This is a genomic window from Leisingera sp. (assembly GCF_034669605.1).
In the GTDB taxonomy this organism is placed as follows: domain Bacteria; phylum Pseudomonadota; class Alphaproteobacteria; order Rhodobacterales; family Rhodobacteraceae; genus Leisingera.
On record NZ_JAXMOX010000010.1, the window covers coordinates 13,808 to 40,574 of the forward strand.

The 26,767-nt window shown below is 63.9% G+C and carries 23 protein-coding genes and 3 pseudogenes; 8 read left to right on the plus strand and 18 right to left on the minus strand.

The annotated features are described in order from the left end of the window. Positions 1–38 precede the first annotated feature (38 nt). On the plus strand, positions 39–500 hold the full coding sequence (locus VOI29_RS02265; protein ID WP_323775824.1) for an Lrp/AsnC family transcriptional regulator: 462 nt from the start codon (positions 39–41) through the stop codon (positions 498–500). 85 nt (positions 501–585) lie between these two features. On the opposite strand, the gene VOI29_RS02270 is transcribed toward VOI29_RS02265, so the two are convergent. The 4 genes from VOI29_RS02270 to VOI29_RS02285 all read right to left on the minus strand — a co-directional run bounded on the left by VOI29_RS02270 (position 586) and on the right by VOI29_RS02285 (position 4,318). Then, positions 586–1,155: a PA14 domain-containing protein gene (locus tag VOI29_RS02270; RefSeq protein ID WP_323775825.1), complete on the minus strand. Its 570-nt coding sequence runs from the start codon at positions 1,153–1,155 to the stop codon at positions 586–588. Between the two features lie 150 nt (positions 1,156–1,305). Beyond that, complete coding sequence (rpsD, locus tag VOI29_RS02275) at positions 1,306–1,926, minus strand: 30S ribosomal protein S4 (protein ID WP_024089222.1); 621 nt, start codon at positions 1,924–1,926, stop codon at positions 1,306–1,308. A gap of 216 nt (positions 1,927–2,142) precedes the next feature. Then, positions 2,143–3,204, minus strand: a complete 1,062-nt coding sequence (locus VOI29_RS02280; protein ID WP_323775826.1) for a Hint domain-containing protein — start codon at positions 3,202–3,204, stop codon at positions 2,143–2,145. Positions 3,205–3,400: 196 nt separating this feature from the next. Beyond that, entirely contained in the window at positions 3,401–4,318 is a 918-nt protein-coding gene (locus VOI29_RS02285; RefSeq protein WP_323775827.1) for a LysR substrate-binding domain-containing protein, read from the minus strand. A gap of 208 nt (positions 4,319–4,526) precedes the next feature. Here VOI29_RS02285 and katG point away from each other — a divergent pair, with 208 nt between their 5' ends. Further along, positions 4,527–6,734, plus strand: a complete 2,208-nt coding sequence (gene katG, locus VOI29_RS02290) for a catalase/peroxidase HPI (RefSeq protein WP_323775828.1) — start codon at positions 4,527–4,529, stop codon at positions 6,732–6,734. Between the two features lie 112 nt (positions 6,735–6,846). Here katG and VOI29_RS02295 read toward each other — a convergent pair whose 3' ends face one another. The 6 genes from VOI29_RS02295 to VOI29_RS02320 all read right to left on the minus strand — a co-directional run bounded on the left by VOI29_RS02295 (position 6,847) and on the right by VOI29_RS02320 (position 14,139). Continuing rightward, on the minus strand, positions 6,847–7,224 hold the full coding sequence (locus tag VOI29_RS02295; protein ID WP_323775829.1) for a cytochrome C oxidase subunit IV family protein: 378 nt from the start codon (positions 7,222–7,224) through the stop codon (positions 6,847–6,849). 9 nt (positions 7,225–7,233) lie between these two features. Then, on the minus strand, positions 7,234–7,950 hold the full coding sequence (locus VOI29_RS02300) for a heme-copper oxidase subunit III family protein (protein ID WP_323775830.1): 717 nt from the start codon (positions 7,948–7,950) through the stop codon (positions 7,234–7,236). A gap of 12 nt (positions 7,951–7,962) precedes the next feature. Continuing rightward, positions 7,963–8,661, minus strand: coding sequence for a cytochrome c oxidase subunit 3 (locus VOI29_RS02305; protein WP_323775831.1), 699 nt, complete (start codon positions 8,659–8,661; stop codon positions 7,963–7,965). After that, the gene (locus tag VOI29_RS02310) at positions 8,658–10,430 is read right to left on the minus strand and encodes a cytochrome c oxidase subunit I (RefSeq protein ID WP_323775832.1); all 1,773 of its coding nucleotides are present in this window, start codon (positions 10,428–10,430) and stop codon (positions 8,658–8,660) included. The genes VOI29_RS02305 and VOI29_RS02310 overlap by 4 nt, the downstream gene beginning before the upstream one ends. A 191-nt stretch (positions 10,431–10,621) precedes the next feature. Further along, positions 10,622–11,455: a cytochrome c oxidase subunit II gene (locus VOI29_RS02315; protein WP_323775833.1), complete on the minus strand. Its 834-nt coding sequence runs from the start codon at positions 11,453–11,455 to the stop codon at positions 10,622–10,624. Positions 11,456–11,673: 218 nt separating this feature from the next. Next, on the minus strand, positions 11,674–14,139 hold the full coding sequence (locus tag VOI29_RS02320; protein WP_323775834.1) for a CoA transferase: 2,466 nt from the start codon (positions 14,137–14,139) through the stop codon (positions 11,674–11,676). Positions 14,140–14,247: 108 nt separating this feature from the next. Between VOI29_RS02320 and VOI29_RS02325 the strand changes: the two genes are divergently transcribed. Further along, on the plus strand, positions 14,248–15,183 hold the full coding sequence (locus VOI29_RS02325; protein WP_323775835.1) for a LysR family transcriptional regulator: 936 nt from the start codon (positions 14,248–14,250) through the stop codon (positions 15,181–15,183). Between the two features lie 61 nt (positions 15,184–15,244). Here VOI29_RS02325 and VOI29_RS02330 read toward each other — a convergent pair whose 3' ends face one another. The 6 genes from VOI29_RS02330 to VOI29_RS02355 all read right to left on the minus strand — a co-directional run bounded on the left by VOI29_RS02330 (position 15,245) and on the right by VOI29_RS02355 (position 23,069). Beyond that, positions 15,245–17,074 (minus strand): BCCT family transporter, encoded by a 1,830-nt coding sequence (locus tag VOI29_RS02330; RefSeq protein ID WP_323775836.1) that lies wholly within the window; start codon positions 17,072–17,074, stop codon positions 15,245–15,247. A gap of 77 nt (positions 17,075–17,151) precedes the next feature. Further along, entirely contained in the window at positions 17,152–18,162 is a 1,011-nt protein-coding gene (locus VOI29_RS02335) for an Ldh family oxidoreductase (RefSeq protein WP_323775837.1), read from the minus strand. Between the two features lie 12 nt (positions 18,163–18,174). Then, positions 18,175–18,822, minus strand: a complete 648-nt coding sequence (locus VOI29_RS02340; RefSeq protein ID WP_323775838.1) for a DUF3726 domain-containing protein — start codon at positions 18,820–18,822, stop codon at positions 18,175–18,177. Continuing rightward, positions 18,819–20,531, minus strand: coding sequence for a hypothetical protein (locus VOI29_RS02345; protein ID WP_323775839.1), 1,713 nt, complete (start codon positions 20,529–20,531; stop codon positions 18,819–18,821). The genes VOI29_RS02340 and VOI29_RS02345 overlap by 4 nt, the downstream gene beginning before the upstream one ends. 5 nt (positions 20,532–20,536) lie before the next feature. Beyond that, positions 20,537–21,520: a membrane dipeptidase gene (locus tag VOI29_RS02350; protein WP_323775840.1), complete on the minus strand. Its 984-nt coding sequence runs from the start codon at positions 21,518–21,520 to the stop codon at positions 20,537–20,539. A 103-nt stretch (positions 21,521–21,623) separates the two neighbouring features. Next, complete coding sequence (locus tag VOI29_RS02355) at positions 21,624–23,069, minus strand: aldehyde dehydrogenase family protein (protein WP_323775841.1); 1,446 nt, start codon at positions 23,067–23,069, stop codon at positions 21,624–21,626. Positions 23,070–23,174: 105 nt separating this feature from the next. Here VOI29_RS02355 and VOI29_RS02360 point away from each other — a divergent pair, with 105 nt between their 5' ends. Next, the gene (locus VOI29_RS02360) at positions 23,175–24,062 is read left to right on the plus strand and encodes a LysR family transcriptional regulator (RefSeq protein WP_323775842.1); all 888 of its coding nucleotides are present in this window, start codon (positions 23,175–23,177) and stop codon (positions 24,060–24,062) included. A 10-nt stretch (positions 24,063–24,072) separates the two neighbouring features. Here the strand turns inward: VOI29_RS02360 and VOI29_RS02365 are convergent, their stop codons facing one another. After that, a complete protein-coding gene (locus VOI29_RS02365; RefSeq protein ID WP_323775845.1) occupies positions 24,073–24,363 on the minus strand; it encodes a hypothetical protein in 291 nt (96 codons plus the stop codon). Between the two features lie 220 nt (positions 24,364–24,583). Between VOI29_RS02365 and VOI29_RS02375 the strand changes: the two are divergent. The 4 genes and pseudogenes from VOI29_RS02375 (at position 24,584) to VOI29_RS24530 (ending at position 25,943) form a co-directional block, all read left to right on the plus strand. After that, positions 24,584–25,040 (plus strand): annotated as a pseudogene (locus VOI29_RS02375) (tripartite tricarboxylate transporter TctB family protein). Positions 25,041–25,048: 8 nt separating this feature from the next. After that, the gene (locus VOI29_RS02380; protein ID WP_323775843.1) at positions 25,049–25,186 is read left to right on the plus strand and encodes a hypothetical protein; all 138 of its coding nucleotides are present in this window, start codon (positions 25,049–25,051) and stop codon (positions 25,184–25,186) included. A gap of 224 nt (positions 25,187–25,410) precedes the next feature. Beyond that, positions 25,411–25,656 (plus strand): annotated as a pseudogene (locus VOI29_RS02385) (hypothetical protein); the annotation flags it as partial. Further along, on the plus strand, positions 25,620–25,943 hold the full coding sequence (locus tag VOI29_RS24530) for an AMP-binding enzyme (RefSeq protein WP_416361471.1): 324 nt from the start codon (positions 25,620–25,622) through the stop codon (positions 25,941–25,943). The pseudogene VOI29_RS02385 and the gene VOI29_RS24530, both read left to right, overlap by 37 nt. 440 nt (positions 25,944–26,383) lie before the next feature. Here the strand turns inward: VOI29_RS24530 and VOI29_RS24535 are convergent. Then, positions 26,384–26,762: pseudogene (locus VOI29_RS24535) on the minus strand (ABC transporter ATP-binding protein); the annotation flags it as partial. Between the last annotated feature and the right edge of the window lie 5 nt (positions 26,763–26,767).

The window sequence follows — 26,767 nt, forward strand, 5'->3', positions numbered from 1 at the left end:
GAATTGCTTTCGTAATTTTTGTGTCATATGATCACCATATGAGAAAAAAATCAGATCAGATTGACATCGCCATCCTGCGCGCGCTGCAGCAGGACGCCAGCCTGTCGCAGCGGGAATTGGCCGACCGGGTGGGGCTGTCGCAGAACGCCTGCTGGCGGCGGCTGAAGGCCCTGAACGACAGCGGGCTGCTGAAGGGGTCCACCGCGCGGCTGGACCGCAAGCAGCTGGGGCTGGATCTGGTGGTCTTCGTTCTGCTGCGCACCCGGCATCATTCGGCGGACTGGCTGCAAAAGTTCCGCCGCCATGTGCTGACGATTCCCGAGGTGGTGGATTTTCACCGTATCGGCGGCGACTACGACTACCAGCTGAAAGTGGTGACCGAGGATATGGCCAGTTATGACAGGGTGTATCAGCAGCTGATTTCAGGGGTCGAACTGGACAGCGTGACCTCTTATTTTGCTATGGAGGCGATTGCCGAAGGGCGGCCGCTGCCGCTTTAGCCCGCGGGCCGGACAAGGGGGCGCTGCCCCCCTCAGCCTGCGGCTTCCCCCGGAGCATTTCAAACCAGAAAGACGCGGCGGCCGGTCAGTGCCCGAAGGCGCTGTCCTTCATCCATTTCGGCCGCTTGCCGTCCGGCCCCATGCGCATGTGCAGGCAGGCGGTGCCAAGGCGCTGGAAGTAAAGAATGTCCACCGGGTACCAGCCTGCCGAGGGCACCTCCACTTCGGTCAGGATGGTGCTGTCGCAGGACTGGCGGCCATCGAATTCGCCCACCACCTGGCCGCCGACCCTGGCGCGCAGCCCGTCATTGGTGAGAAAGTCGATAGTGTGGATGCCCGGCTGGTCGATCTTCACATAGCCGGTGATCCGGGCCACCACGTTCAGCGCCTGTTTGGAGGTAAGCGTTTTCTGCCCCTCTTGCGTGTCGCGGTTGTCGAGGCCCGCAAGGGGCCGGCCCGGCTCGCTGGAGATTTTCAGTGCCGAGGACGCCTCGGCCAAGGTTTTCACATCGTTCGGATAGGCATAGACGACGGCCAGCCCCGGCGTGACACTGGCGGGCTGCGGCTCTGCCGGCGTCAGCTTCAGCGGTGCAGCGCCTGCGGCGGCGGCGGTCAATACGGCAATCGCAGCGGCGGCTTTCAGATAGGTTTTCATCACTCACTCCCTGTCGCTTCACAGGCAGGATAGTGGCCGGCGGCGCGCAGGGCTACCGGGTTTCACCAAAACGGGCGCCGGGCCGGGGGAAACGGAAAAGGACTGCCCCGCAGGACAGCCCTTCCGCCATGTGCCGTGACGGCAGCAGGCTTAGTTTTTGGCGTAGAATTCGACGACCAGGTTCGGCTCCATCAGAACCGGGTACGGCACGTCGCCCAGGGCGGGGGTGCGCACGAAGGTTGCCTTCAGCTTGGAGTGGTCGGCTTCGATGTAATCGGGAACGTCGCGCTCGGCCAGCTGGGTGGCTTCCAGAACGGCAACCATCTGCTTGGACTTGTCGCGGACTTCGATCACGTCGCCCTCTTTCACCCGGTAGGAGGGGATGTTGACGCGCTTGCCGTTCACGGTCACGTGGCCGTGGTTCACGAACTGGCGGGCCGCAAAGACGGTTGCAACAAACTTGGCACGGTAGACAACGGCGTCCAGGCGGCGCTCGAGCAGGCCGATCAGGTTTTCACCGGTGTCGCCGTTCACACGCACGGCTTCGCCGTAGATGCGGCGGAACTGTTTTTCGGTCAGGTCGCCGTAGTAGCCCTTGAGCTTCTGCTTGGCGCGCAGCTGGATGCCGAAGTCGGACAGTTTGCCCTTGCGGCGCTGGCCGTGCTGGCCGGGGCCGTAGTCGCGGCGGTTGACCGGGGACTTCGGACGGCCCCAGATGTTTTCGCCCATGCGGCGGTCGATCTTGTACTTGGCAGACGTGCGTTTGGTCACGGCTGATCTCCTTCGTTTATAGTTTCGAAGGGCGTTGTCCTCTTGCCTTGCGGCATGACAGGAAACCCCTTGCGGGGTCCACCAACACCAATGAAGCCGCGCTTATATAGGGGGAGGGGGCAGAGTCAACATGGCTTGGGCGGGTCAGGTGTGAAAACTTGCACCCAGAGCGGCTCCAGGCCTGAAATAGCGCTTAGGCCCCCTGCGGCCAAGGGCTCAGGCTGCCTCGCAGCCCAGAATCGCAGCCTCGGAGGCGCTGAGGTTGCGGCGGGCATAAGCGCCGTAGGCGAGCGGGTTGCGTTCCAGCCCGGGGTGCAGATGGAACAGCCGCGCCCGGTCGCTGCTGCTGAGCGCCGTCAGGGCTGCATTGGAGGGGTGGAAGCTTTCGGTTTCGACCCCATTGGCCCAAAGCACCTGGTGGTTCGCCAGCATGATGTGGATATAGGTTGCCTGCCGCACCGAGGCATCGGGCAGGATTGTGCGGCCATTGACCAGATCGCCGGCCGCCACCAGAACTTCGGGGGTGTTGAACAGCGCCCGCACCCGGTCGCCGCGCAAGAGCATCCGGTGATCCGGCGAGACCAGCAGCTCCTGTTCCGGCCGGTCGATGCCCAGGGCGCCGGCATGAATGCGGATCGGGCGCAGCCGCGGCATCACATACAACCGGGCGCCGCTGATCCGGCGGGAGCCGATCCACAGGATTTCCTGAGCGCCGTTGTCGCGGGTCTGCACCTTTTCACCCTCGCGCAGCGCCTCGACCCGTTTCGGGCCGCCAGGCGTTGCAATCAGGGTGCCTGGGGTAAAGCAGACCACACCGGTTTCGCCTTGCGGACGGTCCGCGCCGGCGGTGCTCAGCGAATGATGCACCACCCACAGGTCAGTGCCGCGCGGCGGCAGGGCGCCGACGAACATCAGCAGCGGCGGTTGACCCGGCCCCGCCTCTATCAGTGTCACGGTGAAACTTTGGACCCCGTTGGTCACGGTAAAGCTGCTGTCCATCAGCGGCTCGTCCACCTCGGCCGCATCGGCATCGGTCCGGTTTTGGACCGCCGCACCGACCAGCCGCCGCACCGAGCGCGCTGCCCGGCGGCGCAAATCTGCCTCGCCATCTGCAATCTCCAGCCGCAACAGCTCTGACGCCCCGTCCACCCGCACAGCATCGCCATGCCAGGACCAAACTGCCCCCACATCAAGAGCCTCAACCGGTGCCGCCGGAAGGCCGTCAATCTCGGTTTGCGACCAGGAAACGACAAACGTGCCACCAAAGCCCGTCTTCATCTGCCTGCCTGCCTATGTTCACCTTTATTAACGAAGGATTAACAACGCATCTTCCGGCCTGAAACAGCAGTGCCGTAAAATGGCTGTGAACGTGCCCTTTACGCACCAATCCTCATCCGGGAACGGCGGATTTGACGGTGCTCAATTGTTGGAAAACGGGGCGGATGTTTACCCTCGAACGCGCGACAAAGCGGTTTCAGATCAGCGGGCTATAGCTGGAGCGCAAGGCCTGCGCGGCCTGGCGCACCACCTCTGCCACCTGCTGCAGCTGCCGCGCAAGCGGGTTGCTGCGGCGCCAGATCATGCCAATGCTGCGGGCCGGCTGAGGGTCCTGGAAGCGCGCGACCGAGACAACGGCAGAGCGGGTCTCGACCGGGACGGCCATTTCGGGAATCAGCGTGACGCCGATTCCGGCGCTGACCATCTGCACCAGAGTCGACAGCGAGCTGCCGTCCAGCAGCTCGCGCGGGGCCGCCGATTGCATGTTGCAGAACGACAGCGCCTGATCCCGGAAGCAATGCCCCTCCTCCAGCAGCAGCAGGCGCATTTCGCGCAACCCCTCGGGTCCGGGAACCGGTTTGCCGCTGTCCTCGCCCGGGCGCACCAGCACAAAGTCCTCCTCGAACAGCGCGACTTCCTCAAAGGCGGGTTCGGAAACCGGCAGCGCCACGATCGCGGTATCCAGCCGCCCCTCGCCCAGTTCCTCGAGCAGTTTCGGTGTCACGGTTTCGCGCACACGGATGTCAGCCTCCGGGTACTGGCGGGTCAGGTTGGCGACGATGGACGGCAGCAGATACGGCGCGATGGTGGGAATCACCCCGATCCGCAGCCGCCCCGCCAGCCCGTCGCGGGACGCCCGCGCCAGCTCGCCCAGCTCATCCACCGAGCGCAGGACACCGCGCACCCGCACCGCCAGATCCTCGCCCAGGCTGGTGAGCCGCACCTGGCGGGCGCCGCGCTCGACCAGCTGCACCCCCAGCGCTTCCTCCAATTCCTTGATCTGAACCGACAAAGCGGGCTGCGACACGGCGCAGGCATCTGCCGCGCGGCCGAAATGGCGGTGCTGGGCCAGCGATTCGAAATAACGCATCTGGCGAAGGGTCACGTTTATCATAGGATTTCATTATCACTGCGATGAATAAATGCAACTTAATCCAATGGGATTTCCCTGCTAGCCTCCTCTGCAGGAAGACAGGGAATCCCGGCAACTGCAGACTTGGCGCCAAATGTATTTGCAGGCGGCGCGCCGGCTGCTGGAGCGATCCGGGAACGTTACTGCCGCGAGGCAGTTCAACAATTTGAAGCCACGATCGGAGACACAAATGGACGGAAATACACCTGCAGGAAAATGCCCGGTGTTTCACGGCGCAGCCGCAGCCGGCGGCACCAACAACAAACATTGGTGGCCGAACCTGCTGAATCTGAATGTGCTGCACCAGCATGCGCCCAAGTCGAACCCGATGGGGGCTGATTTCAACTACGCCGAGGAATTCCAGAAGCTGGATCTGAAGGCGGTGAAACAGGATCTTTTCGCGCTGATGACCGACAGCCAGGATTGGTGGCCCGCAGATTACGGCCATTACGGGCCGCTGTTCATCCGCATGGCCTGGCACAGCGCCGGCACCTACCGCAGCGCCGATGGCCGCGGCGGCGGCGGCACCGGCAACCAGCGCTTTGCGCCGCTGAACAGCTGGCCGGACAATGGCAACCTCGACAAGGCCCGCCGCCTGCTGTGGCCGGTGAAGCAGAAATACGGCAACAAGATCTCCTGGGGGGATCTGATGATCCTGGCCGGCAACTGCGCCATTGAATCAATGGGCGGTCCGGTGTTCGGCTTTGGCGGCGGCCGCGAAGACGTTTGGGAGCCGGAGGAAGATGTCTACTGGGGCTCTGAAACTGAATGGCTGGCGACCAGCGATCAGCCGAACAGCCGCTATTCCGGCGAGCGGGATCTGGAAAATCCGCTGGCGGCGGTGCAGATGGGGCTGATCTACGTGAACCCGGAAGGCCCTGACGGCAATCCGGACCCGATCGCCTCGGGCGTGGATGTGCGCGAGACCTTTGCCCGCATGGGGATGAACGACGAGGAAACCGTGGCGCTGGTTGCAGGCGGCCATACCTTCGGCAAGGCGCATGGCGCCGGCGATCCCGAGCTGGTCAGCGTTGAGCCGGAAGGCGCGGATATCGAACACATGGGGCTTGGCTGGCTGAACTCGCACGGCAAGGGCAATGCGGCCGATACCACCACCAGCGGCATCGAAGGCGCCTGGAAGCCGAACCCCACCAGCTGGGATATGGGCTATTTCGACGTGCTGTTCGGCTATGAGTGGAAGCTGGTCAAAAGCCCGGCGGGCGCCAATCAGTGGCAGGCGCAGGACGTGAAGCCCGAGCATATGGTGGCCGACGCCCATGAGCCCGGCAAGACGCACCCGCCGATGATGACCACCGCCGACATGTCACTGCGCATGGACCCGGTCTATGAGAAGATCTCCCGCGGTTTCCACGCCAATCCGGAAAAATTCGCCGACGCCTTTGCCCGGGCCTGGTTCAAGCTGTGCCACCGCGACATGGGGCCGAAATCGCGCTATCTGGGCAGCGAGGTGCCCGCTGAAGACCTGATCTGGCAGGATCCGCTGCCGCCGGTGGATCACGCGCTGGTGGACGAACAGGATACCTCGCAGCTGAAGGCGAATATCCTGGCAACCGGGCTGTCGGTTGCTGAGCTGGTCTCCACCGCCTGGGCCTCGGCCTCGACCTTCCGCAGCTCGGACAAGCGCGGCGGGGCCAATGGCGGCCGCATCCGCCTGGCGCCGCAAAAGGACTGGGAGGTGAACCAGCCGGAGCAGCTGGCCAAGGTGCTGAACACCCTGGAAGGCGTCCAGTCCGAGTTCAACGCAAGCGCAGCCGGCGGCAAAAAGATCTCGATGGCGGATCTGATCGTGCTGGCGGGCGGCGCCGGCGTGGAGGAGGCTGCCAAAGCGGCAGGCCACCCGGTTTCGGTGCCGTTCACACCGGGCCGTACAGACGCATCCCAGGAGCAGACCGACGCCGAGGGCTTTGCCGTGCTGGAGCCGGAGGCCGATGGTTTCCGCAACTACCAGAAGGCCGCCTATAGCGTCCCGGCTGAGAAGATGCTGGTGGACCGGGCGCAGCTTCTGACCCTTGGCGCGCCGGAAATGACCGCGCTGATCGGCGGCCTGCGGGTGCTGGGTGCCAATCACGGCGGCTCCGGGCACGGCGTGTTCACTGACCGGGCCGGCGTGCTCAGCACCGACTTCTTCACCACTATTGTCGATATGGGTGTGGAGTGGAAACCGGCAGAGGACGGCACCTATGAAGGCCGTGATCGCGCCAGCGGGGCGGTGAAATGGACCGGCACCAGGGCCGATCTGGTGTTCGGCTCCAACTCGCAGCTGCGGGCATTGTCGGAGGTTTATGCCCAGGCGGATGGCGAAGCCGCCTTTGTGCAGGACTTTGTGGCGGCCTGGGTCAAGGTGATGAATGCGGACCGGTTTGATCTGGCTGCGTAAGCCGGTTCATGGTTAGGAAATCAGGCGCTCCGGGAAACCGGGGCGCCATTTTCGTTGCCATCTCTTGAACACAGAACGGAGGGCAGCGCCTGAGCTTGGCCGGGCGGTTCAATTACTCTTCTGCAGCAGGGACCGCCCCCTGCCCGAATTCGATCACCCGGGTTTGAGCCGTATAGTCCGACTCGATGATCAATATCGCCAGCAGCCCGATCACCGCCAGCGGCGGCAGCAGGATTGCATAGATCAGCGCCAGACGCTCCCAGGCCATATGCATGAAGACGGCAATGATCAGCCCTGCCTTCAGCGTCATGAAGATCAGGATCAGACTCCAGCGCAGCAACCCCTGCAGCTGGGCATAATCCACCCAGTAGGAGGCGGCGCTGAGGACGAACAGCAGCCCCCAGACAACGAAGTAGAGTTTGATGGGATGCTGCTGGCCTTCGTCGTGCGCCATCTCTCCGGCCTCGATGGTTTGCGGTGAATGTGTCATGGCTGCCCCCTACCACAGATAGAAGAATGCAAAGATGAAGACCCAGACCAGGTCGACGAAGTGCCAGTAAAGCCCCATGATCTCCACCGCCTCGTAATCGCCGTTGCCTGCCGACATCCAGCTGCGCTGGTCGCGGTCGAAATCGCCGCGCCAGACCCGGCGGGCGACGATGATCAGGAAGACCACCCCGATGGTGACATGGGTGCCGTGAAAGCCGGTGATCATGAAGAAACTGGCGCCGAATTGCTCGGCCCCCCAGGGGTTGCCCCAGGGGCGCACGCCTTCGGAGATCAGCTTGGACCATTCAAACGCCTGCATGCCGACAAAGGCCGCCCCCAGCGCGGCGGTGGCCAGCATCAGCACGGCGGTGGCCTTGCGCGCCTTGCGGTAGGCGCAATTGACCGCCATCGCCATGGTGCCGGAGGAGGAGATCAGCACAAAGGTCATGATGGCAATCAGGATCAGCGGCAGGTTCGCACCGCCAATATGCAGCGCAAACACCTCGCTGGCGTTGGGCCACTCCACGGTGGTGGAATTTCGGGCGTTCAGATAGGCGACAAGGAAGCAGGCGAATATGAAAGTATCGCTAAGCAGCAGGATCCACATCATCGCCTTGCCCCAGGAGACCTTCTTGAAGGCGCGCTGGTCCGACCCCCAATCGGCGGCAAAGCCGCTATGGCCCTGCTGCTGCAGCGTCTGGTCCTGGCCTTGCAATGGGTGTTCCATCGGTTTCCCTCCTCAACTCACAACCGCGCGGCACAGCGCCAGAAACGCATTGCCCCAGCCCTGCAGCAGCGCAAACAGCATCAGCCAGAAGGCCAGCAGCGCGTGCCAGTAAAGCGCGCAAAGCCGGACTCCCGGCAGCAGCGCCCTGACGTTGCCGGTCCCGGCATGGCGCGCGCAGATCACCGCCAGCGCAATGATACCGCCCAGCATGTGCAGCCCGTGCAAGCCGGTGATCAGATAAAAGAAGCTCGCCGCCGGGGTGCCATCCAGCGGGTAGCCGCCATCGGTCAAGGTGATCCACACCTGCACCTGACCCGCCAGAAAGGCGACTGTGGCGATACTGGCGGCAATCAGGCTGCCGCGCAGCCAGCGCTGCGTGCCTGCCCGCGCAGCAATCACCACAAATTGCAGGCACAGGCTGGCCAGCAGCAGCAGCGCAGTGTTCAGCCAGACCCGGCCCGGCAGCGGCACCAGCTCCCACGGGGTTTCTTCGATCTGCATGACAAAGGCGCTGCCCAGCATGGCAAACAGCCCGCCGATCACCGTTACAAAGACCGCGATGAAAATGATGCCCGGCGCCCGGCCCGGACCATGGCCCGCCAAGGGCGCAATTCCGGTTTCCAGCCAGGGCTTGGAGGCCAGGTGCTGCTGCGACAGCCATAGCCCCGCGGCCAGCGCCACCAGCGCCAGGAAGGCAAGGATGACCGTCACAGCCGCCGCCCCGCGCCATCCGGCACCCAGGGATCATTCTGGGCAACATAATCCTCGGCCGCGCCGGGTACGCTGTAGTCATAGGCCCAGCGGTAGACATTGGGCAGCTCGTCCCAATTGCCATGCCTGGGCGGGGTTTCAGGGGTATGCCATTCCAGCGAGGTCGCCCGCCAGGGGTTGCCGCCAGAGACGCGCCCGTGGCGCAGGCTCCACAGGATGTTGAACAGGAACAGCAGCTGCACCGCGCCGACAATCAGCGCGGCGGAGGAGATGAAGGCATTCAGCCCCCCCACCGGCGCGGTGAGGAACTCCGGCTCGCCGATCTCAAAATAGCGCCGCGGCACGCCGACAAGGCCGACATAATGCATCGGAAAGAAGATTGCATAGGCGCCGATGAAGGTGACCCAGAAATGGATCTGCCCCATTGCCTGGTTCAGCAGCCGGCCGGTCATAAGCGGATACCAGTGATAGATCGCACCGAAGATCACCATGATCGGCGCCACCCCCATCACCATGTGGAAATGGGCCACCACAAACATCGTGTCCGACAGCGGCACATCAACCACCACATTGCCCAGGAACAGCCCCGTCAGCCCGCCGTTCACGAAGGTCACGATAAAGCCCAGCGCAAACAGCATCGGGACGGTCAGATGGATGTCGCCCTTCCACAGGGTCAGCACCCAGTTGTAGACCTTGATCGCAGTTGGAATGGCGATGATCAGCGTGGTGGTGGCAAAGAAGAAACCGAACCACGGGTGCATGCCGCTGACATACATATGATGCGCCCAGACGATAAAGCTGAGCGCCCCGATGATCACGATCGCCCAGACCATCATCCGGTAGCCGAACACAGTCTTGCGCGCATGCACGGCAATCAGATCGGAGACGATGCCAAAGGCGGGCAGCGCGACGATGTAAACCTCGGGGTGGCCGAAAAACCAGAACAGATGCTGAAAGGCGATCGGGCTGCCGCCGCCGTAGCTGAGCTTTTCGCCCAGCTCCACCAGCGTCGGCATGAAAAACGACGTGCCCAGAAGCCGGTCGAACAGCATCATGACACAGGCGACAAACAGCGCCGGAAACGCCAGCAGCGCCATCACGGTTGCGGTGAAGATCCCCCAGACCGTCAGCGGCAGCCGCATCATCGTCATGCCGCGGGTGCGGGCCTGCAGCACGGTGACCGCATAGTTCAGCCCGCCCATGGTGAAGCCGATGATGAACAGGATCAGCGAAAGCAGCATCAGGATGATGCCGCCCTGCGCCCCGCCCGGAGTGCCGGACAGCACCGCCTGCGGCGGGTACAGCGTCCAGCCCGCGCCGGTGGGGCCGCCGGGGACAAAGAAGCTGGCCACCAGCACCAGCACCGCCAGCAGGTAGATCCAGTAGCTGAGCATATTGACGAAGGGAAACACCATGTCCCGCGCGCCGACCATCAGAGGGATCAGGTAGTTGCCGAACCCGCCTAGAAAGATCGCAGTCAGCAGATAGACCACCATGATCATCCCGTGCATGGTGACAAACTGGTAATAGGCCTCGGGCGTGATGAAATCGAACACGCCGGGAAAACCCAGCTGCAGCCGCATCAACCAGGACAGCACCAGCGCCACCATGCCGATTGCAATGGCGGTGCCGGAGTATTGGATGGCGATGTATTTGGCATCCTGCGAAAAGACGTACTTGCCGATCCAGCTGTGCGCATGCGGCGGCATCACATCGGCAACTTCACGCGGCGGCAGATTGCTGTCTGGCTCAGGCAAGTAGTCGGTCATTGCGGTCCTCCCGGGGCGTTCAGGTCAATTCCGTGCAATCCTTGTATCGTTCCATCCGGCGGCACACCGGGCCGCGCCCGTCCGCCCCGTCAAACCGGAGGGTTGCCTCCGGCACACCGAAGCGGGCGCTTTGCTTCCGGCCGCGGTCTGCCCCCGCCCTCAACCCATCCAGGCCTGTTCGGCCTTGGCATCTATTGGCGTTGCGCAACGCGGGTTGTTTCCATGCCCTGCGCAGTGTTTGCGTATTCTTCAAAAGTCAGCTGCTCCTGCAGCCACTCCTGATATTCCCCCTCCTCCACAACGCTCACATAGCCGCGCATGAAGGGATGCGCCGTGCCGCAGTATTCGGCGCAAAGCACTTCGAACGCGCCGGTTCGGGTGGGGGTGAGCCAGATGTAGGTGACCATGCCCGGAACCATGTCCATCTTGGCGCGGAACTCGGGCACGTAGAAATTGTGCAGCACATCAATCGAGCGCAGCAGCAGTTTCACCGGTTTGCCGACCGGCAGGTAAACCTCGCCGCCCTCGATGATGAGGTCATCCTTGCCGAAACGGTCATGCGGATTGACGCCCAAGGGGTTTTCGCCGTTCACCCATTCCGCATCGGCGGTGCCCAGCACCCCGTCAGCGCCGGGCAGCCGGTAGGCCCAATTCCATTGCTGGCCGAAAACTTCAAGTTCAGTGGCGTCTTCGGGCACGGTTACGAACTGCTTCCACACAAACAGCCCGGGCACCAGCATCGCGGCCACACCCACAGCGGTCACCCCGGTCAGCCACAGCTCCAGCCGCTTGTTTTCCGGGTCGAATTCCGCCTTGTGCCCGGGCCGGTGGCGGAATTTCCAGACGCAATAGGCCATGAACAGGACCACCGCGGCAAACACCGCGCCGGTGATCCAGAAGGTTATAACCAGCGTATCGTCGATATAGTCCCAATTCGACGCGATCGGCGTCCACCACCACGGACTTAACAGGTGGAACGCAACAGATCCCGCCACGATCAGCACAAGCACGACCGCAATCAGCATCCCGCCCCCTTTCCCCGCTGCCCGGACTTTTCCGCTGGCCCGGCACACAGGTTCATTTGGCATGAGAGGCCACTATATTACGGTTTCACAAATTAATCCAGAATCCGGTCGTTTTACGCCTTTTGCGGCAGAGGAATTCCATTTCCCCGCATTTCCGGCAGGGACAATGGGCGCCCGGCCCGGGCCCCCGATCCCCTGCAAGACCGCGGTTCCGGGGCCTATTCCGGCAGGTAATTTTCCGACCACGCCTGCCCCGCGGCACCGCAGGCAATCATCGCATCGGCTTGTTCGGGCCTGTATCCCAACCGCGCCAGCACGGCCCGGGTGTGCGCGCCGTATTTCGGCGCAGGCCCCGGAATGGTGATCCGGCCTGCGTGCGGGCGCACCGCATTCGGCGCCACCAGATCGCACCAGCGGCCCATCGGATGCCGGTCATGGCGAATCACCCGGAAGGTCGCCTGCTTCAGATCGATGCTGCCGGCGCTTTCCAGCTGCAGCGCCGCGTCGCGGGTCTCGTGCAGCGACGACAGCGGCACTGCGGCGGCAGAGGTTCCGGCAAAGGCTGCGCGCCAATAGGCCAGCGGCTGGGCGGCAAAGCGTTCGGACAAGGCGCCATGCAGCTGATCCTCCGGCAGCGCGGCCAAATCCGCCAGCTCTGCCACCCGCGCCAATGCGGCGCCGCGGTCAGTTGGAGCAGCAAAGAAGAACCAGCCGTCCGCAGCCTGATAGCAGTGATAGAACGGCCCCCAGCCCAGCGCCGCGCGGCCGGAGGGCTCGTCAAAGGGCGCCCTGCCCTCGTAATCATACATGAACGGCGCCTGAATCAGGTTGCCGGCCGCTGCCAGCGATGCCCGTGCCACCCCGCCCTTGCCGGTCCGCTTCAGCCGCAGCAGCGCGCCGCCAAGCGCCACGCAGGCGCAGAAACCTGTCAGAACATCGATGGTGCCGAAATGGGCGTGCTCCTCGGGCGTGTCCATACCGCCGCCAAAACGCAGCATCACGCCGGTTGCCGCCTGCGCCAGGTCGTCATAGCCCAGGTGATCCGATTTCGGCCCGCGCATGGGGCCGCCAAAGGCGTCGAGCTGCACCAGGATCAGGCGCGGGTTGATTGCGGCCAGCCGCGCCGGAGACAGGCCCAGCTTGTCCCGCTGCCCGTCCGTGCCATTCATGGTGATCACGTCAGCTCCGGCAATCAGCTTGGCCAGCGCCTCCTGCCCCTCGTCGGTGCGCAAGTTCAGCAGGATGCTCTCCTTGCCGCGCTGCGCGTGGATGCCGAAAACAACAGTGTTCCATGGATCGACCGACGGCTCCACCGGCTGCACCAGCGTCACCTCGGCGCCGAACCGCGCAAGCGTCGAGCCGATGGTCGGCCCGGCAATCACATTGGTGAGATCGACGACCTTCAATCCGTCGAGCCACCCCTTGCCCGCCCCGCCGATGCCATTGCCGCGCACAGGCTCCGCCAGCAGCGCCGCCAGATCAGCTGTGGCTGCGCCGGCCTTCTGCACCGCACCGGTGTCACCGGCCAGCCAGGCCACATTGCCCATCTGTTGCATAAGCCCGTGTTTTGCGTCCGCCACTTGCAGGATCAGCCCGGAGGCCAGCGCATGCGGGTCACAAAGCCATTCCCTGGTGAACCGCTGTGCCGTGGCAGGTGCCTTGGCGGCGCCAAACAGCTCTTCCCATTCATGCGACGGCTTCGTCAGGAAGGCGGCCTTCATTGCCGAAGACACCCGCGCGCGGTCAGACGGCCCCACCGGGTAATTGCGCATCGACCATTCTGCGGGCCAGTCCTTGGTATCCAAGTAAGCCGGGAAATCCGGCAGCTCGTCGGCCAGATCCTTCAGACCCAAAGTCTCCAGCACCCGCCGCGGGTGGGTGGCGACCGAGCCGGCCACCACATAGAACCCGCGCCCGTCGGCGCAAGTATAGGTACGGTAGAACGGGTCGAGGAACTCCGACAATTCCTCAAACTTCATGTTCATCGGCAGCCCTTCGGCCGTGCGGCGGTCCAGCTCCACCTCGCGCGGGGATTTGTAGCGTTCGGGATAGTCCTCGATCTGTTCGCAGTTATAAACCAGCCCTTCCAGCAGGGCGGCGGCCAGCGGCACCTCGATATGGTCGCCGCCGTTCTGTTCACGCGCGTTCAGGGCAAACAGCACCGACATAGCGCCAAAGCTGGCGCCGTAGGCCGAGGCCAGCGCCAGCGGCGAAAACGACGGGTTGATGCCCATCAGGCGGCGGTTCAGCCCCATGTCGGTGAACTGGCCGGTATAGGCGGCGATCACTGCCTCCCAGGCCGGCAGGTCCGCCAGGTCCGCATCGGTGGAGGCAAAGCCCGGCAGGGACAGATAGACCAGCTGATCATTGGCAGCCCGCAGCACCTCCGGCCCCAGGCCGAGACGGTCCATGACGCCGGGGCGGAAATTCTCGATCACCGCATCGGCGCGTTTGGCGAGCGCAATTGCGGTGGCGCGGCCCTCCTCCGATTTCAGGTCCAGCTCCAGCACCTGCTTGCCCCGTGACAGCATGTCGAAGGCCGGACCGTCAAATCCGGTGCCGCCGGGCGGGGTGATGCGGATCACCTCAGCCCCCATATCGGCAAGCATCATGCCGGTCAAAGGGCCGGCAAGATAGTGTCCGAAGTCGAGAACGCGGATATCGGAAAGGGGGCGCTGCGGCATGGGAGTAGTCTCTGTCTGTTACCGTTCGAATCTCTGTCCGCCACAGGTTATCTTTGCTCCGGCCTTTATCCACTGGCCAAAAACGCATGCACTCCCTAACAATTTCCTATGGAACGATCGATACGCCCCACGTCCGGTTCGCTGAACGCCCTGCTGGTGCTGGAGGTGGCCGTGCGCCATGCCAGCCTTTCGCGCGCGGCGGCTGAGCTGGGGCTGAGCCAGCCTGCGGTCTCGCGCCATATCACAACGCTGGAGGACCGGCTGCGCCAGCCGCTGTTCGAGCGCAACAACAACCGGATCACCCCCACCGCCAATGCGACCCGGCTGGCCGATGCGGTGGCGCTGGGGCTGGGCCATGTGGATCAGGCCTGGAGCGAGATTCTGGCAGCCCCCGACACGGATGAGGTGACACTGGCCTGCACCTTCGGCTTTGCCGATCAATGGCTGATGCCGCGTTATTCGGACCTGCGCGCCTGTTTGGGCGGCGGCCGGGTGCGGGTGGTAACCACCGATCAATTGGGTGACATCGACCTCAGCCGCTTGGATGCAGCGGTGGTCTGGGACCCGGCGCGGATGCCGGAGCGGCCGTATTTCCCGCTGATCGCGGCAGAAACCTTCCCGGTCTGCAGCCCCCGGTTTCTGGAGGCCCATCCGGAGACAGCGGCGGATATCACGCAGCTTCCGCCGGAGCTGTTTCTGCACTTCGACACCGGCAGCTCCGGTTTTTTGACCTGGGAGGGCTGGTTCGCCAAGGCCGGCCTGCCGCAGCCGCAGTTCGGCACGGCGGCAGAATTCGACGCCTACCCGTTCCTGCTGCAGTCGGTGCGCCGCGGCGAAGGCATCGGGCTGGGCTGGAGCGGCATCGCCGACCACGCGCTGGCCTGCGGCGAGGTGCTGCGGCTGGGGCCTGTGGTCTCGGACCGGCCGCACAGTTACTTCCTTCAGCACCGTGTGCCCGGTGCCACCGGCAGCGCGCTGGCGCGGATGCTGGAGTGGTTCAAGCAACAAGCGGATCCCCGTTACGTCCCGCCCGGAACGAACTGAAAAGGGCCGGAGGGATTTCTCCCCCCGGCCCCTTTACCACCTTGTTGGGCGGCTAAAGTTTTTACTCGGCAGGTGCGCGCTCTCCAGCGTTCTCACGCTGACCGTCACGGAACAGCGCCTTGGCCAGCGAAACACACATCAGGCCCATCACCATGGTGAACGGCAGGGCGCCGATGATCATCGCGCTTTTCAGCGCTTCCATCGGGTCGGCCCCGCTGTTCTGCTTGCCAGCAAACAGCAGCGTGCCGATCACAGCAGTCAGGATCAGGCCCCAAACGATCTTATGCTTGTTGCCGACGTTCTGGTCGCCGCCGGACATGATGGTGTTCATCACCAGGATGCCGGAGTCAGCCGAGGTGACCAGGAAGGTCATGATCAGCACCACGCACATGATGGTGATGCCCGACAGCAGGCCGCCGTCGATCATGCTCTGCAGGGTCACGAACAGCTTGGCCGTGTTGGAGGCACCGATGATTGCGCCTTCTGCCGCACCGTTCAGTTCCAGGTCGATGGCGGTGCCGCCGAGGATGGCCATCCAGGCAAAGCAGACCATCGCCGGTGCGAACACGCAGCCGATGATGAATTCACGCACCGAACGGCCGCGGGAAATGCGGGCCAGGAACAGGCCGACAAAGGGCGAGAACGCAATCCACCAGGCCCAGTAGAAGGTGGTCCAGCCTGCCTGCCAGCCGAATTGACGCTGCGGTTCGCCCGCTGCATAGGCTGCCGACAGAACGTCATCGGACAGCGCCGCCGCTTCGCCTTCAAGGCCGGACTTGAAGCCGTCGAAAGAGCCCCAGGCGTTGGTCGCACCGCCGCGCAATGCATCCGCATACGGGGCTGCCTCGGCAGGCAATGCCGCCGCGAACTCAGCTGCCGGCTGCGGGCCATAGGGACCGAAGCTGAGCGATGTGAAATGCAGGATGTAATCCACAAAGGCCGTCGCATAGGTGGTCATGGCAAACATGAACGAGCCGAACACCACGAAGGTCAGCAGCAGGACGATCGACAGCACCAGGTTCAGGTTCGACAGGTATTTCACGCCGCGGCCAACGCCGGAGACAGCCGAGATGATCGACAGGCCCATGATGGCAAAGAGACCTGCCAGCAGGCCGACAGTGCTTGGTGCCGGCGCGTCGCCGGTCATGTCCATCATCCATTCCATGCCGGTCACGGCATAGACGCCGTCAACAAACTGCGACACACCGAAGCCGATGGTCACGGAGACACCCAGGATGGTGGCAACCACGCCCAGCACGTCAACAACATGGCCCAGGAAGCCGTTCATCAGCTTGCCGAACAGCGGTGTCAGCGCGGTGCGGATGGTCAGCGGCATGTCGCGGGTATAGGCGTAATAGGCCAGCGACAGGCCGGTCACCACATAGATCGCCCAGGCATGGAATCCGTAATGCAGGAACGTGTAGCGGAAGCCGGACTGAATGGCTTCTTCGGTGTTCGGAACCACGTTCTGCGCCAGCACTTCCGGGTTCGAGCCCCAAAGGCCAAGCGGCTCGGCGGTGGCGAAAACCATCAGGCCGACACCCAGGCCGGCGCCGAACATCATCGAGAACCAGGAGAAGTCCGAGAACTCCTTGCCCTGGCCCGGCGTCCCCATGATCCGCTTACCGGTTTGCGGCAATGCGGCGACCACAAACAGGAAAAAGGCGAAGAAGCCGACGATGACGATATAGAAGGCGTTGAAGTCTTCCAGAATGCGCCAGTTCAGGCTGCCCAGAACGCCGGTGGCGTTTGCCGGCCAGACCAGTGCCCAGAGAACCAGAGCGACCATGATCCCCTTGCTGAGCAAGGCGATCTCAAGGCTGTGCCCCTTATAAAAGCCACCGTCGGAGGTCTTAATCTCCAGATCGGTGAACGGTTGCTTAATTGACATGCGTTTCCTCCCGTTTCGCACGTGCCGCACCGAAGTGCGGATTTTCCGGCGGTTCGCGCAACCGCCGGAGTCTGGCGTCAGCCCAGCAGGGCTTTGATCCTGTTCAGCGTTGCTACGCTGACCGCGACGCCATCTGTCCGGGCCTTGAGCCGCTTGCCGCGGCGCCCGTCGCCCGGCAGATGTGCGCCTGTCTGCGCGCGCACTGCTTCCACGATTCCGACCATTCCTGAACGGAAACTGTCATTTGAGGTGGCAACCGGGTCGATTGCGATGAACATTTGGCCGGTTTTGGGCGGTCCGCCTGCGGTGCCGGAAAACGGCGAGGCGTTGATACCCAGGGTCGCACCGGTCAGGGCGGCGGCCATGATTTCGGTCAGCAGCGCGACACCAACGCCCTTGTAGCCGCCCGACGGCGCCATCGAGCCCTTGAGGCCCGCATCCGGGTCGGTGGTCGGGTTGCCATCGGCGTCCAGCGCCCAGCCCAGCGGGATCGCCTTGCCTTCGCGGGCGTGTTTCATCACTTCGCTCTTGGCGATGCTGCTGGCGCTCTGATCGATCAGCAGCTCAGGCTCGCCATCTTCGCCCGGCACCGCCACCGAAAACGGATTGGTGCCGACAACCGGCCTGGCGCCGCCCGAAGGCGCAATCGAGGCCGGCGCGTTGGTGAAGCCCAGCCCCACCAGCCCGGCGCGGGCCAGGCGGGCGGTGTGATAGCCCAGCACGCCGCAGTTATAGCTGTTGCGGACTGCCAGAACTGCGGCACCCTGTTCGCGGGCCGCCGGCCTCAGCGCCTCGAACCCCAGGTCGATGGCGGAATGGGCAAAGCCGGTGGCGGCATCCACCGCCACCACACCGGGACGCGGGCGCGCCAGTGCCGGAACCGCCTGCCCGTCCACCTTGCCGCATTGAACATGCTCGGCATAGATCGGGATATAGGCCAGGCCGTGGCTGGCGACGCCATCCGCTTCGGTTGCCGCGGTAGCAACAGCCAGCGGCCGGGCGTTGGCCTCGGAGGTGCCGGCCGCCACCAGGGCGCGGAAGGACAGATCCTCGATCTCGGCAAGGGTCAGGGTTTTGGTTTCGGTCATAGCAGCGCCTTTTCAGTCGTTGTCGGACAGCCCGGCACCTGCGCCGCGCAGTCGCGAAGCTTCGGTGGCGGGCGCATAAGTGCGGTGGGCAAGAACGCCAAGGCGGTCCCAGGCCGCGGCCGGGGCGCTGCCGCGCAAGACCGGCTCCCGGCGTTCTGTCATTTCAGCAGGGGCAGTAAAGGCCACCTTCTCCGCCAGCATAGCGGTATAGGCATCCGGGGCGCCCTGGGCGCAGAGCTGGCGGCCATCCGTTGCCAAACGGGCACCGGCCCATTCCACGGCAACCGGCGTTTTCAGCCGCAAAGCGGCCCCCGCCGCAAAGGGAACCAGCAGCAGCGGCACGCAGACACGCTCCATTTCGATCCGGCCCGCGTCCATCAGCTGCACCGCGCAATCGCTCAAGGCGGCGCCGGCGATCAGCGGGCTCATCCGTCCCGAAGGCGCGCTCCACACGCCGGCCAGCGCCGAGGGGGCGAAATCGGCAGCCGGCAGCCGGTCGTTCAGCTCCAGCAGCGCGGCCAGCAGCTCCGCCCCCGGAAAGCCGAAGGCGGACAGCCAGCGTGTGCCTTTGGCGGCTTCCTCGGCCAGGCCCCAGGACAGGCCCGCGCCGCGGGCAGCGCGTTTGCACATCGCTTCGATTTCATTCAGCGAATGGTTCATGCCGGCGCCCCCTCTTCGAGCCTGGGATAAACCCAGAAATCCGCGTTTTCCTGCGAAAGATCCTGCGGATAGGGCGCGTTGCCGTACATGCAGATCCGGACCCAGCGGTCAGAGCGGGGATCAAACTGCGTGGCGCCGAAGAAGGCGAGCTTGCAGCGCAGCATGTCAATCGGCAGCACGTCATGCGCGATCGTGTTGTCGCGGATCTCGGCATAGGGTGCGCAGCCCGCGATCTGGGCGCGGCGTACCGTATGGCGGTACTCAGGGTGGCGCAGCAGAAACTCGGCGACGCGGGTGCCGTCCTGCCAATGCGCCAGCGCGTTGAACAGCGCCGCAGCATCCCGGCCGGGGGCCAGCGGCTGCTCGTATTCTTCCACCGGCTCCTCAAACCGTTCGCCCAGGCGCGGCTCCAGCTTTTCTTCCGACACATACCAGGCGCGGGCGCGGTTTTCCGGCTTTTGCCAATCCATGCCAATGGCCCATTCATAGACCCGCGTCAGAAGCCCGCGCAGTTCCTCAATGGTCATCGCCCCCGAGATACGGAACGCCGGCGTGTTATCCGCCGCCATGCCGCCGCTCAACCCGTCGATCAGGCTGCCATAGGGCTCCAGCATCAGCGACGCGAGCCATTCCTGGCCTTCCAGCGACAGCGTTTCCTCGGCCCAGCGGTGCATCTGATCCCATGGCTGGCTGACAGTCAGCACCTGCGGATCTGAAAGGTAGCTGTCGATCCTGTCCAGGTCACTGCGCAAATCAGCAAGCTTGCGCAGCTGAATCTCATGCTCGGACGTCCACAAGGCGACATTCTTCTTGCTGCGCTGCAAAAGCTGCAGGAACAGGGAGATGTCCTCATCAGACGCGCTGTCGAGACTGCGGACAGTCCGGATCGCTTCCTCGCGGGAGGCGATCCAGTTGTTGAACAGGACCGGGTGGTTCAGCAGGAACGGCGCCATGCCCAATCCGGTTGAATTGCCGATCCCCAGCGAACGGGCCAGCTCCGGGTCCAGCTGCGCCGCCGTGCGCCCTGCCGCCTTGGCGCGCAGGCCGGCCATATGCTGCACCAGATCGCGCACGAACCAGCGGGTCAGGAAAACCGACAGCATCTCGGCCTGGAAGGGAACCTGGAATTCCGGGCGTTTTGCGATCATCTCGCGGTCTGCGGCGCCCAGTTTACCCGAGCCATAAACGGCAGTGGTCCGCATCAGATAGCCAACGGCGTCAAGCTGGCCGGCATCCGGCTGACGGCCTTCGGACAGGGCATTGACCACATGTTCCCACAGGCGCACGGACCGGTTTGCCCGCGATACCGAAATCTCGCGTTCGCTGACCCGGCCGGCTTCCTGATAAGGGACATTTTTCGAAAGGCGTTCGATATCTTCGTCATCCGGGACGCCATCGAACAAGGCAAAAGTGGCATCCCAGGCAGTCGCAATCACTCGATCCGACCGCATTTCAGGCGGCAGATCGTGTGAAAAGGCGATCAGGGAATAGGTCCGCGCAGGGCCGGTGGCGGAGAAAACCGCAACGCCGACGCCGTTTTCATCAATATCGAACCTGGGGCGCGAAAAGCTCCAGTTTTCGCGGGCCATGCGCCGTGTCAGAATCCGCATAAAGCTGAGACGGCACTGGTGCAAAGAGCCGAGACGGCTCAGGCGCATGACCTGAGCCGGGTCCCGCAGTGATATTGATGTCTGCGCGGTTGTTTCCATTTAGGTTATCCTTTGGGGCCAAAGTTCTCGGCAAAGAACCGGTACCAGTTCCCGCCCATGATGCCGCTGACCTCATCATCGTTCATGCCCGTCGCGCGAAGGCCCTGTTCGATGTTTCCGAAGTCGCGGTTGTCCTTGAACCAGCCCGGCATTTCCGGGAAGCCCGGCGCGGCGGCTGATCCCTCGCCGTAGTCGATTTCCTTGCTCCAGCGGCCGACACGCATCCACTCAACCACGCTGTCGGGCTGATCCTGGCAAAGGTCGGTGCCTATGCCGAGATGCCCCACCCCGTATTTGTCGGCGGTGCGGGCAATCATCTCGCAGAAGCTTTGCAGGGTGCAGGCGCTCTTGTCTTTCAGGTGATGCGGATAGACCGAGAAGCCCAGCATGCCGCCGTGGCCGGTCACCGCGCGGATCACATCGTCCTTCTTGTTGCGCAGGGCGGGCGACCAGCCATGCGGGTTGGCATGGGTGATGGCGATCGGGCGGGTGGACAGCTCGGCCGCTTCAATGGTGGAGCGGTCGGCCGAATGGCTCATGTCGACCACCAGGCCGACGCGGTTCATCTCTTTGATCACCTGCTTGCCCATCCGGGTCAGCCCCATGTCCTCGGCCTCGTAACACCCCGTGGCCAGCAGCGACTGGTTGTTATAGCTGAGCTGCATGAAACGCGCACCCAGGGTGTGCAGGATCTCCACCAACCCGATGTCGTCCTCCATCGGCGAGGGGTTCTGGAAGCCGAAGAACACCGCGGTGCGTCCGGTTTCGCGGGCCTTGTCGATGTCGGAGGCCCACTGCCCCTTCATGATCAGGTCCGGGTACTGCTCGAACCAGCGGTTCCACTGCTCGAAGTTCAGAACCGTCTCGCGGAAGTTCTCGTGATAGGCAATGGTGACATGGATCGCGTCCACATTGCCTGTCCGCAGCTGGCGGAAAATCTTTTCCGACCAGTTGGCATATTGCAGGCAGTCGATACGGTATCCGGTCATTCTATCCCTCCAATTGCGCGGAACTGCGCCCGGCCCGTGGGGGCGGGACGGGTGCAGCTATCGGCGCTTGCGCCGATAGCTGCCAAGTTCTTCGGCCTTTGCATCAGACCGGCTTGCCGGCGCTGATGTAGGCGGTCTTGACGGTGGTATAGAATTCAGCCGCCGCCTTGCCCTGCTCGCGCGGACCATAGGAGCTGTCGCCGCGGCCGCCGAACGGCACGTGGTAGTCGGTGCCTGCGGTCGGCAGGTTGACGGTGACAACACCGGTGCGCGCATTGCGGCGGAAGTGGGTGGCGCGGGCGAGGCTCGGGGTGACGATGCCCGAGGTCAGGCCGAAGTTGGTGTCGTTCACCACGCTCAGCGCCTCGTCATAGCTGCCGACCTTGATCACCGATGTCAGCGGCGCAAACATTTCCTCGCGGTTGATCCGCATGGCGTTGGTAGTGTTCAGGAACACGCCGGGGGACATGTAAAAGCCCTCGTGCGGCATCTCCAGACGCTGGCCGCCGCAGGCAAGTTCCGCGCCTTCGGATTTGCCCAGATCGGCATAGGCCAGGTTCTCGTTCAGCTGCTGCTCGCTGACCACCGGGCCCATCTGCACGCCCTCTTCCAGTGCGTGGCCCACTTTCATCGCCTGTGCACCGGCCACCAGTTTTTCAACAAAGGCGTCGTGGATGGCGTCCTGCACCACCAGCCGCGAGGAGGCGGTGCATTTCTGACCGGTGCCGCCAAAGGCGCCGCCCAGCGCCAGCGAAACCGCCAGATCCAGATCAGCGTCGTCCATCACCGCCAGCGCGTTCTTGGAACCCATTTCCATCTGCACCTTGGTCAGGTTCTGGATCGCCGCCGCCGCAATGCCCTTGCCCACCGGCACCGAGCCGGTGAAGGAAATGGCGTTCACCTTGGGGCTTTCGACCAGACGCTGGCCGATCGAGCGGCCCGAACCCATAACCAGCGAGAACAGGCCCTTGGGGATGTCCTGACGCGCGATGATCTCGGTCAGCGCCACGGCAGAGGCCGGGGTGATGTTGGCCGGTTTCCACACCACCGCGTTACCATAGCAAAGCGCCGGGGCGATTTTCCAGGACGCGGTTGCGGTCGGGAAGTTCCAGGGGCTGATGATCGCCACCACGCCAACCGCCTCGCGGCGCACGTCCACCTCGATGTCGGGGCGCACGGAGTCGGCGTTTTCACCGATCTGGCGCAGGCATTCGGCGGCGTAATAGGTGAAGAACTGGCCGGCGCGGAACACTTCGCCCTTGCCCTCGGCCAGCGGCTTGCCTTCCTCGCGCGACAAGAGCGTGCCCAGCTCCTCGGCGCGGGCCATCAGCTCGTTGCCGATGTTCATCAGAACCGCCTGCTTGCGCTCCAGCCCGTAAGCCGCCCACTCGGCTTGCGCAACCTGTGCCTGGTCCAGCGTTGCCTCCAGCTGATCGGCGCTGGCCTGGGCAAACATGCCGACCAGATCGCTCAGATCCGAAGGGTTGCGGTTTTCGATTTCGCTTTCGCCAGCCAGCCATTCGCCGGCAATCAGGTTCAGTTTGGTCACGGAGAAGCCCCAGATGCTGATTTTCAGGTTTACGGCAGGATGGACTTCCGGGTTCGCATCAGTCAAACTCAATTAACTGAACTTAACTACAGAAAACTTGAAGTCGTGGCGCTGAAAATCGAAATGCTGCGCGCCTTTTGCACCGTGGCGCAGACCGGGAACCTGTCAGAAGCGGCCAACCGGCTGGGCCGCACCCAGTCGGCTGTTTCCATGACGCTGAAACAGATGGAGGAGCATCTGGGCAAGAAGCTGTTCGAGGGCGAACGCAAGAACCAGCTGTCGCCGCTGGGGGAGCAAGTCTTTGACCTGGCCCAGAAACAGGTGCGCCAGTTTGACCAAACGGTGCAGAGCATCGAGATGGCGGCGGAGGCGCTCCACGGTCTGATCCGCATCGTCTCGGTGCCGTCGGTGGCTGCGCTGGTGTTCCCGCCGGTGCTGGAGCACATGACAACCCGTTATCCCGGCATAAAGGTTGAACTGCGCGACACCGACACCCAGCAGGTGCTGGACGCGCTGGCCGAAGGAAAGGCGGATATCGGCATCGCCTCAGGCTATCATCCGCTGAACGGGGTCAAGGCGGTGCCGCTGTTCGAGGACCGCTTCGGCCTGGTCTGCTCAGCCGGGCACCCGTTGGTCCAGCAGGACAGCCCGCCCTCCATCGCGGATGTCACCGGCGCCGGATTTGTCCGCAATGCGCTGTGCGATCTGATCCGCAATGAGCGTTTTGTCGAGGCCAGCAGCGGTGCCGATGTGACAATCCACAACACCCATTCGCTGATCACCATGGTGCGCACCGGCAAATGGGTCACGGTGCTGCCGCAGACGGTGGCCCGCTTCATGCCGGAAACCACGGCCTTCCGCCCGATTGCAGATCTGCCGGACAGGCGCGAGGTCTACCTGTACCAGCGCGACCGCTCCCGCTTTGCGGCGCTGTCCGAGGAATGCTGCGCCTTTATCCGGGCCTGCGACCTGTCCAACCGCCTGCCCGGCTGAACAAAGCCGCCTAGGCCGGCCCGGCCAGCAGGTCCAAGGCCGCCTGCTTGGCCTGCGCCACGCTATAGGGCGCTTTGGATGTTCTGTCCTGCGGCACGGTGATGCCTGCAGCTTCATGGGTTTCCAGAACCTCCGACAGCCGGTGCCGCGCCCGGTCATTGCCATCTGTGACGGGAAAGATCAGGCCGATGTCGCGGTGCCCCAGCGTCAGCAGATGCTCCGCCGCCACCCGGCCGGTCTGCCTGTTGTCAGCCCCGGTACAAGGCCACGCCGCATCCTCTGCATAATTCCAGATTGCCATCGCCGGCATTTCCTGCTGCTTCTGGGCGGCACGGTCGGCGGGCTGATCCTGGGGGCAGCCCCGGGGGTTTCCCCGCAATGGCGGTGGCGCTGCTGATCTCCTTCACCTGCCATCTGGAGGCGGTGCAGGGCCTGATCCTTTTGGGGGCGGCCTCCATCGCCTATTCGGCCTGGATGGAACTCCGCAGCCGCCGCTGCACCACCAAAGAGGAGGCACAGGCATGCACCAGTCTCAGCACATCTTCGGCTCCGGCGTGGTTTTTGCGGCCGGCATCCGGGTCGCCTGGATCAGCTATACTCAAGCCCCTGCCGAGGTCTTGCTGTTCCTGCGCCTGATCGGCTCCGTTTTTGTGGTGCTGGCAGGCTGGACCTTCGGCAAGGCGGTGCTTGGTCTCAGCAAGGCCGGCTCGGGTATTTCCCGCTCGATGTTCCTGAACATACTGCCCGGACTGGCGGTGATGCTGATCTATGTCTTCCGCGCCGCCAAGGCGCTGGGGTTCTATACCGCGACCGCCATTGCCTTTATTATTCTGCTGTCGCTTTACTGCCCCGCGCCGCATTCCAAAACCAGGACCTGGGTTAAAACGCGCGCTGACCACCGCCTGCTTTTTTGTGGTCATGTACGGTCTCTTTGCGCATTTGCTGAGCGTCTACACACCGCGTGAAATTCTGTTCTGACCGCTGGAATGCGGATCGGAACCCTAAGGGAAGAGAAGAAGATGCAGACCGGCGGCTCACCCATGCACATCATGACCCCCGACGAGGTCAAGGCGATGCGGGCCGCCCGCGAACAGGCGCTCAAGGAACCTCTGGCCGGGCTCTGATCCCGCGCGCCCTGGCCGAAACTCTCCGGGGCAGCGTCCCTGCCCCGGACAATCAATCAAGGTAAGACATGACCGCTCAGGACGCACTCGCCTCCGGCATCGCCGAGGTGGAACAGATCGTGGCGCGCGCACGCACCGTCCACCGCACTCAGTCCTGCGGCACTCCTGCGGTGGCGGTGGGCGCCGGCAATGTGACCGTGATCATGGGCGAAACCGCGGACCTGGCCGATGCGGCGGCCATCGGCGGCGCCTTTACCAATGGCATGCCGTTTTCCCTGTCGATGGGCTGCGGCAACTGGGGCGGCAATTCGGTCGGCACCAACCTCAACTGGCGCCACTTTGTGCAAACCACCAAAATCCTGCGCGAAATCCCGCCCCGCGAACCGGCACTAAGCGGCATCTTTTCCGCTTACTGGGCAGAGGCAGGTGAAAGATGCAACCGCCTAAGGGAACTGTTCGCGACTGGCTGAACAAACGCGCCGGGGACGGCGGCACCGGTTTTGTCTTCCCAGATGGCGCGCCGGACCATTCGTGGCCCGAACTGCGCTGCACCGCCGAGGCCAGCGCCCGCTCACTGGCCGCGGTCAAGATCCGCGATGGCTCCAGCCTGACGCCGCTGGAGCTGATCGGAATCTGCCGCTCCATGCTGGGCCGGTTCAAATCGCCGGACGAGATCCACATCCTGCCGGATCTGCCCAAGGGGCCGTCAGGAAAGATCCAGCGCAACAACATCCTTGCAGAGCTCCCCGGCGGCTGAGCTTCGTAAGGGCCGTCATCCGCCAGTTCACATGAAGGTCAGCCCTTTTGACCCAATGTTTCGCGCGCGAAACATCCGGTCAGCATTGCTGACCGGTTCGCCGCGCTGCGGCGCGGCGCCGGGCCCAACGGGCGCCGGCTGACCGTCAGGGCATCCGGCAACGGGCGGGAGTGTCCGGTTGCACAGGTGTCAGCGCAGATGAAAGGACAGGAACGGCTCTGCCTCTTGCGCGTCACGGATCCAGCGGACCGCGATCCCGAAGATCTCCGCAACCGTGTCCGGGTTCAACGCCTGCTGCGGCGGGCCCAGCGCCACCAGGCGTCCGCCCGACAGCACCGCCACCCGGTCGCATGTCAGCGCTTGGTTCAGATCGTGCAGCGCCACCACGGTGGTCACCTTCAGGTTCCGGATGCAGTTCAGGATCGACAGCTGATGGTGAATATCCAGATGGTTTGTCGGCTCGTCCAGCAGCAGCAGCCCGGGCCGCTGCGCAAGCGCGCGGGCGATGTGCAGCCGCTGCCGCTCGCCGCCGGACAAGGTGGTCCATTCGCGGCTGGCAAAAGCTTCCATTTCCACTGTCTTCAGCGCGTTATCCACATGCAGGCTGTCTTCGCCGCTCCAGGGTCTCAAGGCTGACAGCCAGGGTGTCCGCCCCAGTTCCACCACCGAGCGCGCGGTGATGCGCTCCGCGGTGTCGGCCTGCTGTTCAACAATCGCGGTCCGCTGGGCAACCTCTCTGCGCGTCAGCTGCGCCAAGGGTTTCTCTGCCAGCAGAACCGCCCCCTGCGAGGGGCGCACCAGTCCCGCCAGAAGCCGCATCAGAG